Origin of the sequence: Mycobacterium conspicuum (genome assembly GCF_010730195.1) — a bacterium.
GTDB classification, from domain to species: Bacteria; Actinomycetota; Actinomycetes; order Mycobacteriales; family Mycobacteriaceae; genus Mycobacterium; species Mycobacterium conspicuum.
The window spans coordinates 4,444,716-4,455,369 of the sequence record NZ_AP022613.1 but is presented as its reverse complement, the minus strand read 5'-3'; the positions used below and the strand labels follow the sequence as shown (position 1 = coordinate 4,455,369).

The window sequence follows — 10,654 nt, the reverse complement described above, 5'->3', positions numbered from 1 at the left end:
GTCGGTTCGCCATATCGGGTCTTGCGCTGCCACAATCACCGACGTGCCATTCCGTAATGTCGCCATCGTCGCGCACGTCGACCACGGCAAGACAACCCTGGTCGACGCGATGCTGCGGCAATCCGGCGCGCTGCATGAACGCGGTGACCTGCAGGAACGCGTGATGGACACCGGCGACCTGGAACGCGAAAAGGGCATCACCATCCTGGCCAAGAACACCGCCGTCCATCGCCACGACAGGGACGGGTCGGTGACTGTGATCAACGTCATCGACACCCCGGGCCACGCCGACTTCGGCGGCGAGGTGGAGCGCGGCCTGTCGATGGTGGACGGGGTGCTGCTGCTCGTCGACGCGTCGGAGGGCCCGCTGCCGCAGACCCGGTTCGTGCTGCGCAAGGCGCTGGCCGCGCACCTGCCGGTGATCCTCGTCGTCAACAAGACCGACCGGCCCGACGCCCGGATCGCCGAGGTCGTCGAGGCCAGCCACGACCTGCTGCTCGACGTCGCGTCCGACCTCGACGACGAGGCCGCCAAGGCCGCCGAGCACGCGCTGGGCCTGCCGACGCTGTACGCGTCCGGCCGCGCCGGCGTGGCCAGCACCACGGCGCCCGCCGACGGCGAGATCCCCGACGGCACCAACCTGGACCCGCTGTTCGAGGTCCTAGAGAAATACGTGCCGCCGCCGCAGGGCGACCCGGAGGCGCCGCTGCAGGCGCTGGTCACCAACCTGGATGCGTCGACGTTTTTGGGCCGGCTGGCGCTGATCCGGATCTACAACGGACGCATCCGCAAGGGCCAGCAGGTCGCGTGGATGCGCGAGGTCGACGGGCTGCCCGTGATCACCAACGCCAAGATCACCGAGCTGCTGGCGACCGAGGGCGTCGAGCGCAGCCCCACCGACGAGGCCATCGCCGGCGACATCGTCGCCGTGGCCGGGCTGCCCGAGATCATGATCGGCGACACGCTGGCCGACCCCGAGCATGCCCACGCGCTGCCGCGCATCACCGTCGACGAGCCGGCGATCTCGGTCACCATCGGCACCAACACCTCGCCGCTGGCGGGCAAGGTGCCCGGACACAAGCTGACCGCACGCATGGTCCGCAACCGGCTGGACGCCGAACTGGTCGGCAACGTGTCGATCCGGGTGGTCGACATCGGCCGCCCGGACGCCTGGGAGGTGCAGGGCCGCGGCGAGCTGGCGCTGGCCGTGCTGGTCGAACAGATGCGTCGGGAAGGGTTCGAGCTGACCGTCGGCAAGCCGCAGGTCGTCACCCGCACCATCGACGGCAAGCTGCACGAGCCGTTCGAGGCGATGACGATCGACTGTCCCGAGGAGTTCGTCGGCGCGATCACCCAACTGATGGCCGGGCGCAAGGGCCGCATGGAGGAGATGAAAAACCATGCGGCGGGATGGGTTCGGATGGATTTCATCGTGCCCAGCCGCGGCCTGATCGGCTTTCGCACCGACTTCCTCACGCTCACCCGCGGCACCGGGATCGCCAACGCCGTGTTCGACGGCTACCGCCCGTGGGCCGGCGAGATCCGGGCCCGGCACACCGGGTCGCTGGTGTCCGACCGGTCCGGCACCATCACGCCGTTCGCACTGCTCGGGCTCGCCGACCGGGGCCAGTTCTTCGTCGAGCCGGGCCAGGACACCTACGAGGGCATGGTCGTCGGGATCAATCCGCGCGCCGAGGACCTCGACGTTAACGTCACCCGGGAGAAGAAGCTGACCAACATGCGGTCCTCGACCGCGGACGTGATGGAGACGCTGGCCAAGGCGCTCGAACTCGACCTGGAGCAGGCCATGGAGTTCTGCGCGTCCGACGAGTGCGTCGAGGTGACCCCCGAGGTGGTGCGCGTCCGCAAGGTCGAGTTGGATGCCACGTCGCGGGCACGCAGCCGCGCGCGGGCGAAGGCCCGAGGCTAGCTTGATGCGCTGGGTGCGCCAGCGTAACCACACTGCGAAATGCGGACCACGTTTTCGCGGCCCCGTTACGCTCGCGGCGCATCCGGCTCCGGCGCACCCCCTCGTTACCCTGAGGGGCGTGCCGCAGCGAATCCGCCGCGTTGTCCTCACCGTCGGCGTGCTGACCTCGTTGGTCGGCCTGGCGTTGGCCGCGTGTACGGTCAACCCGCCGCCCGCCCCGCAAAGCACCGACACCCCGCACAACTCGCCCCCGCCGCCGCAGCGGGTCACCCAGATCATCATGGGCATCGACTCGATCGGTGCCGGGTTCAACCCGCATCTGCTGTCGGACCTGTCGCCGGTGAACGCGGCGATCAGCGCGCTGGTATTACCGAGCGCGTTCCGTCCGGTCCCCGATCCCGCCTCGCCGACGGGTTCGCGCTGGGAAATGGACCCCACCCTGTTGGTGTCGGCGGACGTGACCAACCAGAACCCGTTCACGGTCACCTACAAGATCCGGCCCGAGGCGCAGTGGACCGACAACGCGCCGATCGGCGCCGACGACTTCTGGTACCTGTGGCGACAGATGGCCAGTCAGCCCGGGGTGGTCGACCCGGCCGGCTACGACCTGATCACCGGGGTCCAGTCGCTCGAAGGCGGCAAGCAGGCCGTCGTCACCTTCGCGCAGCCGTATCCCGCGTGGAAGGAGCTGTTCAACAACCTGCTGCCGGCCCACATCGTCAAGGACGCGCCGGGCGGTTTCGCCGCCGGGCTGGCGCGGGCGATGCCGGTCACCGGCGGGCAGTTCCGGGTGGAGAACATCGACCCGCAGCGCGACGAGCTGCTGATCGCCCGCAACGACCGCTACTGGGGGCCGCCCGCGAAACCCGCCCTGATCCTGTTTCGTCGCGCCGGCGCACCGGCCGCGCTGGCCGATTCGGTGCGCAACGGCGACACCCAGGTGGCCCAGGTGCACGGCGGGTCGACGTCGTTCGCCCAGCTGTCGGCGATCCCGGACGTGCGGACCGCGCGGATCGTGACACCGCGGGTCATGCAGCTCACGCTGCGCGCCAACGAGCCCAAGTTGGAGGACCCGCAGGTGCGCAAGGCGATCCTGGGGCTGCTCGACGTCGACCTGCTGGCCGCCGTGGGGGCGGGCAGCGACAACACCGTCACGCTGGACCAGGCGCAGATCCGATCGCCGAGCGACCCCGGCTATGAGCCGACCGCGCCGCCCGCCATCACCACACCGGCGGCCCTGGCATTGTTCACGGCCGCCGGTTTCCAGGTCGAGACCAGCACGGGGGCATCTTCGACGCCACCGACGACCACGTCGACGACCGCGCCGGTGAACCCCGGACCGCCCGAGGTCATCCGCGGCCGGATCAGCAAGGACGGCAAGCAGCTGTCGCTGGTGATCGGGGTGGCGGCGAACGATCCGACCTCGGTGGCGGTGGCCAACACGGCGGCCGACCAGTTGCGCAACGTCGGCATCGCCGCGACCGTCTTGGCCCTGGACCCGGTGACGCTGTATCGCGACGCGCTGACCAACCATCAGGTGGACGCCATCGTGGGCTGGCATCAGGCCGGCGGGAATCTGGCCACGCTGCTGGCCTCGCGGTACGGCTGCCCCGCGCTGCAGACGACCCCACCCGGGGTGGTGCCCGGCGCGCCGACGCCCGTCGCGTCGTCGTCGACCGGGCCGCCCACCCCCACGCCGCAGAGCTCGACCCCGCCCAGCCGCCCGCCCGAGCCCGGCGCGCTGGTGCTGGCGCCGTCGAACCTCACCGGGATCTGCGACCGCAGCATCCAGCCGAACATCGACGCCGCCCTCAACGGGACCAAGAACATCAACGAGGTGATCACCGCGGTCGAGCCGCGACTGTGGAACATGTCGACGGTGCTGCCGATCCTGCAGGACACCACGATCGTGGCCGCGGGCCCGAGCGTGCAGAATGTCAGCCTCTCGGGCGCGGTGCCGGTCGGCATCGTCGGCGACGCCGGTCAATGGATCAAGACCGGGCCGTGACGGCGATCAGTGCCGTCTGGGCGGGATGACGGTATCGACGATGAGCGCGAGCTCGCGCCGGTTCGGTGGTTCGCCCTTGAGCATGAAGTGCTGATTGATCAACGCCGGTCCGACCCGTCCGGTCAGCGGGGTGATGGTGGCCGGGTCGATGTCGCCGTCGGCGACGGCGGTTTGCAGGATCGACTCGAGGATTTTCAGCCGCGGCGCCACCACCGCGTCGGCGAAGATGGTGCGCATCTCGGGTTCGTGCAGCAGCTGGTGGATGACCTCCATGGCGGGAAACGCCGTCTTGCCGGCCAGCATGTCGCGGTGCGAGATGAACATCGCCAACAGGTTGTCCCGCGCCGACCGGCCCGGGCGCGGCTCGGGGACCGGCGGCAGCGCGAACACCAAAGCCGCGTGCACCAGCTCGCATTTGCTGGCCCAGCGCCGGTACAGCGCCGCCTTGCCGGTGCGGGCGCGCGCCGCGATCCCTTCCATGGTCAGCCCGCCGTACCCGACCTCGGTCAGTTCGGCCAGCGTGGCCTCGTAGAGCGCATGTTCGAGCACCGCACCCCGCCGGCGACTGCGGACGGTGTGGGTGCGGACTTGGCTGGGCTGCGCCATGCGTCGATAGTAGCCGCTGGCGTTCCTATTGCGGGGCTGGATAGCGGGTAGGGTGCGGGTATGGCCGAGACGGCGCGGCTGCTCTTTGTGCACGCGCACCCTGACGACGAGAGTCTAAACAACGGTGCCACCATCGCGCATTACGTCGCCGCGGGGGCGCAGGTCCGGGTCGTCACGTGCACGCTCGGCGAGGAGGGCGAGGTCATCGGGGAGCGGTGGGCCGCGCTCGCCGTCGATCACGCGGACCAACTCGGTGGCTACCGGGTCGGCGAGCTCACCGCGGCGCTGCGCGCGCTGGGCGTCGACGAACCCATCTACCTCGGCGGCGCGGGCCGCTGGCGCGACTCCGGGATGGAGGGCACCGAGCCGCGGGATCGGCAGCGATTCACCCGATTCGTCGACGCCGACGAACGCGAGGCGGTTGGTGCGCTCGTCGCGATCATCCGGGAGCAGCGTCCGCATGTCGTGGTCACCTACGACCCCAACGGCGGCTACGGCCATCCCGACCACGTGCGCGCCCACGCCGTCACGACGGCCGCGGTGGCCGCCGCCGGTTCGGCGAACGGCGACTATCCCGGCGAGCCTTGGACGGTGCCGAAGTTCTACTGGACGGTCCTGGCCCGGAGCGCGTTCAAGACCGCGTACGACGGGCTGGACGGTAGCGATGTGCTGCCCGAGTGGACGGTCCCGAAATTGGAAGACGTCCCGTTCGGATACGCCGACGAGGACATTGACGCCGTCGTCGAGGCCGGCCCGGATGCGCACGCCGCCAAGGTGGCCGCGCTGACCGCGCACGCCACGCAGGTCGCCGTCGGCCCGACGGGCCGGGTGTGCGCCGTGTCGAACAACTTCGCGATGCCGATCCTGGCCGACGAGCACTATGTCCTCGTCGGCGGCGCCCCGGGAGAACGCGACGAGCGCGGCTGGGAAACGGATCTGCTCGCCGGGCTGGGTTTGGATGGGGCCGCTTCGCGGTAGGCTCCAAACCATGGACCCCGACCTGGACCCGAACCTGCAGCACTGGCAGGACCGACTCGACAGCCTGCAGTGGGTCATCGGGTCGATACTCTCCAACATCGACAGCGTCCCAACCTGACCGAAACCAGATCGCGCCCGGCGTTGGTCGACGATGGCGGCACGTCGGATCCGGCGGACCCAGCTATTCGCGTCGTCGTGTTGGCGCTGTTGGCTGTCGACGGGATCCTGTCCGCCTTGGCCGGGACGCTGCTGCTGCCTTCCTATATTGGCGCCATTCCGTTTCCCGTCAGCGGGCTGATTAGTGGACTGGTCAACGCCGCCCTGGTCTGGGCCGCCGGGTGGTGGACCCGCTCGACGCGGGTCGCGGCGCTGCCCCTGTGGACCTGGCTGCTGACGATCGGGGTACTGAGCACGGGTGGTCCCGCCGACGCCGTCATCTTGGGGGGCCGCTGGCCGATCGAATTCTCGGCGCTGTGGCTGTTCCTGTCCGGGTTTGTGCCGCCGGCGTGGCTGTTGTTGCGGCGTTCGCGGTTGGGCTAGAACGGCCACCACGGTGGCAGCGGCGGCAGCGGCGGGAAGAAGCTGAGGAACCAGTTGATCTCGGTGTTGATGAACGCGTTGATCGAGGCGTTCGTTGCCGCGACGAAATTGGCCACCCCTTGGCTGAAGGTGATCGCCCCGGACAGCCAGTCAAGGATGTTGAACAACCCGCTCTGCACCATGGGCTCGAAGAGGTTGTAGAAGTACAGGATCTGATTCGCCAACCCGAAGGGGATCACGTAGTTCGCGGCGTAGACGACAAGCTCGAAGCCGTAGTACACCCACGGTTCGATGGCCAGGTAGGCGTTCTCGATCGCGGTGGCGATGTTGTTGCCCGCCGCCGGGTGCGCCGCCGAGTTGGTCAGGCCCGACAACAATTTGGGCAGCTGGCTTGCGCCGAGGGCACCGCCGGTTGGCGACAGGTGCAGTGCGCTGCGGGCGGCCTGGCCGAGGGGCCCGCCGCCGCTCGCGGCCAGGGCAGAGCCGCCGCCGGGGCCCGGGGCGCCGGAGACCGCGTTGCCGGCGAGCGGATGCCCGAGCACCGCCGTGGCGGGCGCGCTCACCGTGTTCCGCAGGGTCTGCGCGATGTTGGCTTCCGCGGCCGCATAGGCCTTGGCGCTGGCGCTCAGGGACCCGACGAACTGCTCGTGAAACGCGGCGACCTGCGCGCTCAACCGCTGAAACCCGTGCCCGTGCGCCGAGAACAACGAGGCGATCTCCGTCGATATCTCGTCGGCGGCGGCGGGCAGCAGCCCGGTCGTGGGGGCGGCGGCCTCCGCGTTGGCCGTTTTGATCGTCGAGCCGAGGCCGGCCAGGTCCGATGCGGCGTCGGCCAGCAATTGCGGTGCCGCGAGCAACGAGGACACCATGCACCTCCCCCGGTGATCAATAGGCCTGGCTGGGATCGTAGCTCGATCCCCGACGGTTATCGGCAAACTCGGCGAAAGTGTTAGCCAGGCGGTTGCCTTGATGGTCGAACGCGGGCCGGCGCCGACCGACGGCTACTGTGGTGACGCGCGGATGAAATTCGACTGTCGGGAAGTTACACCAACGTGCCTTTAACAGACGGGCGGCCGCCGGGCCCCTCGGGCCGGGAGCCCACCGCTCTGCCCAGCCCTGTCGCTCCGCCCGCTGCCGTCCCGAAGGTCAGCGCGTCGGCGCTGCGGCGGGTGTTGCGGCGGGCCCGCGATGGCGTTTCGCTGAACATCGACGAGGCGGCGGTCGCGATGACCGCGCGCGGCGAGGACCTGGCCGACCTGTGCGCCAGCGCGGCGCGCGTCCGGGATGCCGGCTTGCAGGCGGCGGGGCGGCGCGGCCCGCGGGGCGGGTTGCCGATCACCTATTCGCGCAAGGTGTTCATCCCGGTCACGCACCTGTGCCGCGACAGTTGCCATTACTGCACCTTCGTCACCGTCCCCGGCAAGCTGCGGGCCCGGGGCGCCGGCATGTATCTGGAACCCGACGAAATCCTCGACATCGCCCGTCGCGGCGGCGAACTCGGTTGCAAGGAAGCGCTTTTCACCCTGGGCGACCGGCCCGAAGACCGCTGGACCGAGGCGCGCGACTGGCTCGCCCAGCGTGGCTACGACTCCACGCTGTCGTATGTGCGGGCGATGGCGATTCGCGTGCTGGAGGAAACCGGGCTGTTGCCGCATCTGAACCCCGGCGTGATGAGCTGGTCGGAGCTCTCCCGGCTCAAGCCGGTGGCGCCCTCGATGGGCATGATGCTGGAGACGACGTCGCGGCGGCTGTTCGAGACCAAGGGACTGGCGCACTACGGCAGCCCGGACAAGGACCCGGCGGTGCGGCTGCGCACGTTGACCGATGCGGGCCGGTTGTCGATTCCGTTCACCACCGGGCTGCTGGTCGGGATCGGCGAGACGCTGCTTGAGCGCGCCGAGACCTTGCAGGCGATTCGTAAGTCGCACAAGGAGTTTGGGCACGTTCAGGAAGTGATCGTGCAGAATTTCCGTGCCAAGGAACACACCGCAATGGCCGCGGTGCCCGACGCCGGCATCGAGGATTATCTGGCGACGGTGGCGGTGGCGCGGTTGGTGCTCGGCCCGGCGATGCGCATTCAGGCACCGCCGAACCTGGTGTCGCGCGAGGAGTGCCTGGCGCTGGTCGGCGCCGGGGTCGACGACTGGGGCGGCGTGTCACCGCTGACGCCCGACCATGTCAACCCGGAACGGCCCTGGCCCGCGTTGGAGGAGTTGGCCGCCGTGACCGCGCAAGCCGGATTCGAGTTGGTGCAGCGGTTGACGGCGCAGCCCAAGTACGTGCAGGCGGGCGCCGCGTGGATCGATCCGCGGGTGCGCGGACACGTTGTGGCGCTGGCCGATCCGGCGACGGGACTGGCCCGCGACGTCAACCCGGTGGGCCTGCCCTGGCAGGAGCCCGACGACGTGGAGTCGTCCGGTCGGGTGGATCTGCACGCGGCCATCGACACCGAGGGCCGGGTCACCGAGGCGCGCAGCGATCTGGACAGTGCGTTCGGCGATTGGGAATCGATCCGTGCGCACGTGCAGGAGCTGGCTGTTAGTGCTCCCCAGCGGATCGACACCGACGTGCTGGCCGCGCTGCGGTCGGCCGAACGCGATCCCGCGCGCTGCACCGACGGCGAGTACCTGGCGCTGGCGACCGCCGACGGGCCCGCGCTGGAAGCGGTTGCCGCACTGGCTGATTCGTTGCGCCGCGACGCGGTCGGCGACGACGTGACCTACGTGGTGAACCGCAACATCAACTTCACCAACATCTGCTACACCGGCTGCCGGTTCTGTGCGTTCGCGCAGCGCAAGGGCGACGCCGACGCCTACTCGCTGTCCGCCGAGGAGGTTGCCGACCGAGCGTGGGAGGCCCACGTCGAAGGCGCCACCGAGGTGTGCATGCAGGGCGGCATCGACCCCGAGCTGCCGGTCACCGGCTATGCAGACCTGGTCCGCGCCGTCAAGGCCCGGGTGCCGTCGATGCATGTGCACGCGTTCTCCCCGATGGAGATCGCCAACGGGGTTACCAAGAGCGGCTTGAGCATTCGCGAATGGCTGATCAGCCTGCGCGAGGCCGGGCTGGACACCATCCCGGGCACCGCGGCCGAGATCCTGGACGACGAGGTGCGCTGGGTGCTGACCAAGGGCAAGTTGCCGACGTCGCTGTGGATCGAGATCGTGACCACCGCGCACGAGGTGGGCCTGCGCTCGTCGTCGACGATGATGTACGGCCACGTGGACAGCCCGCGGCACTGGGTGGCCCACCTCAACGTGTTGCGCGACATCCAGGACCGCACCGGCGGGTTCACCGAGTTCGTGCCGCTGCCGTTCGTGCACCAGAATTCGCCGCTGTATCTGGCCGGCGCGGCGCGCCCCGGGCCCAGCCATCGGGACAATCGGGCGGTGCACGCGCTGGCGCGAATCATGTTGCACGACAGGATTTCTCATATCCAGACCAGCTGGGTGAAGCTCGGCGAGGCGCGCACGCAGGTGATGCTCAAGGGCGGCGCCAACGACCTGGGCGGCACGCTGATGGAGGAGACCATCTCGCGGATGGCCGGTTCGGAAAACGGGTCGGCGAAGACCGTCGCCGAACTGGTCGCGATCGCCGAGGGCATCGGCCGTCCGGCGCGCCAGCGCACCACCACCTACGCTTCGGCGGCGGCTTAGGGGCGGCTTCGGCGCGGCTTCGGCGTTGGCCTCACGGCAACTTCAGCGTTGAGTGTGAAACGTTGGCGGGATTTCGGGCGAATTTCCGCCCAGGCTGCACAATCAAAGCCGACGTTTCACAGTCAATGCCTTACGCGCGGGTATACCGCCAACCATGGGGCGACAAATAGATCACGACCGATTTCCCGAATGGCAGCCTTTCGCGGATGCGGTGCAACGGCGCCGGCCCGATGCCGGCACCTGGTGCGAGGCCTGGACGGTGCGCGACATCGTCGTCCATCAAGCCGGTAACGCCGAGGAACTGGCCCGGGTGCTGGGCGCGCACCTGGCGGGCGAACCCGTCGGCACGCGCAACTTCGAGGAGCGCGAAGGCCCGCTGCGCGCGCTGAACGACGCGGACCTGTGGACCGCGCTGCAGGAGCGGATGGCGGCCCTGAACGAGGTCGCGGAGGCGGCCGACGAAATCCCCGCCGACACCGACGTCGCGTGGACCGGCCGCACCATGAAGGCGCCGTGGTTCGCCGAGCACATGCGTGAGGAACTCGTCCTGCACGGCTGGGACATCACCGGTGATGGCGATGGTCGAGTGGCCGCACCGCTGAGCGAGCCCTGGATGACGACGCACAGCGTCGTCGCGGTGGGACGCCCGCTGCTCGCGAAGGGCGCCAAAAACCTTGCGCCGGGCCAGCGTATCGATGCCCGACTGCGCGTCGACGGCGCCTCGCAACTCAATCAAGACGTCGTCGTCAGCGCGGACGTCGATCACACCGCCATTGCCCTGGCCGACCCCGAGGGCGCGGCCACCCTGGAAACCGACGCGGCGGCCCGGGTGTTACTGCTGTGGGGTCGCCGACCGGCCGACCCGGCGCGCATCTGCAGCCGCGTCGGGCCCGAAACTTTGGGCCGGGTGCGCGGCCTGCTCAGCGGTTACTGATG

General features: G+C 69.6%; 8 protein-coding genes. 6 read left to right on the top strand and 2 right to left on the bottom strand.

Translation table 11 applies throughout. The features are described from left to right. The first annotated feature begins 43 nt into the window (after window positions 1-43). Entirely contained in the window at window positions 44-1,930 is a 1,887-nt protein-coding gene (typA, locus tag G6N66_RS20275; RefSeq protein ID WP_085232079.1) for a translational GTPase TypA, read from the top strand. Between the two features lie 109 nt (window positions 1,931-2,039). Continuing rightward, complete coding sequence (locus G6N66_RS20270) at window positions 2,040-3,938, top strand: ABC transporter family substrate-binding protein (RefSeq protein WP_232079539.1); 1,899 nt, start codon at window positions 2,040-2,042, stop codon at window positions 3,936-3,938. Between the two features lie 6 nt (window positions 3,939-3,944). Here the strand turns inward: G6N66_RS20270 and G6N66_RS20265 are convergent, their stop codons facing one another. Next, entirely contained in the window at window positions 3,945-4,544 is a 600-nt protein-coding gene (locus tag G6N66_RS20265) for a TetR/AcrR family transcriptional regulator (RefSeq protein ID WP_085232080.1), read from the bottom strand. A 60-nt stretch (window positions 4,545-4,604) separates the two neighbouring features. On the opposite strand from G6N66_RS20265, the gene mshB reads away from it, so the two are divergent. Both mshB and G6N66_RS20255 read left to right on the top strand, forming a co-directional pair. Further along, on the top strand, window positions 4,605-5,522 hold the full coding sequence (gene mshB, locus G6N66_RS20260) for an N-acetyl-1-D-myo-inositol-2-amino-2-deoxy-alpha-D-glucopyranoside deacetylase (protein ID WP_085232081.1): 918 nt from the start codon (window positions 4,605-4,607) through the stop codon (window positions 5,520-5,522). A gap of 69 nt (window positions 5,523-5,591) precedes the next feature. Next, window positions 5,592-6,062 carry a hypothetical protein gene (locus G6N66_RS20255; RefSeq protein ID WP_085232082.1) on the top strand — a complete coding sequence of 157 codons (471 nt, stop codon included), beginning with the start codon at window positions 5,592-5,594 and terminating at the stop codon, window positions 6,060-6,062. On the opposite strand, the gene G6N66_RS30145 is transcribed toward G6N66_RS20255, so the two are convergent. Continuing rightward, a complete protein-coding gene (locus G6N66_RS30145; protein ID WP_139825117.1) occupies window positions 6,059-6,931 on the bottom strand; it encodes a PE family protein in 873 nt (290 codons plus the stop codon). The genes G6N66_RS20255 and G6N66_RS30145 overlap by 4 nt on opposite strands. Window positions 6,932-7,093: 162 nt before the next feature. Between G6N66_RS30145 and G6N66_RS20245 the strand changes: the two genes are divergently transcribed. Together G6N66_RS20245 and G6N66_RS20240 are read left to right on the top strand one after the other, a co-directional pair. Then, window positions 7,094-9,718 carry a bifunctional FO biosynthesis protein CofGH gene (locus G6N66_RS20245; protein ID WP_085232083.1) on the top strand — a complete coding sequence of 875 codons (2,625 nt, stop codon included), beginning with the start codon at window positions 7,094-7,096 and terminating at the stop codon, window positions 9,716-9,718. A gap of 154 nt (window positions 9,719-9,872) precedes the next feature. Beyond that, window positions 9,873-10,652 (top strand): maleylpyruvate isomerase N-terminal domain-containing protein, encoded by a 780-nt coding sequence (locus G6N66_RS20240; protein WP_085232084.1) that lies wholly within the window; start codon window positions 9,873-9,875, stop codon window positions 10,650-10,652. The last annotated feature ends 2 nt before the right edge of the window (window positions 10,653-10,654 follow it).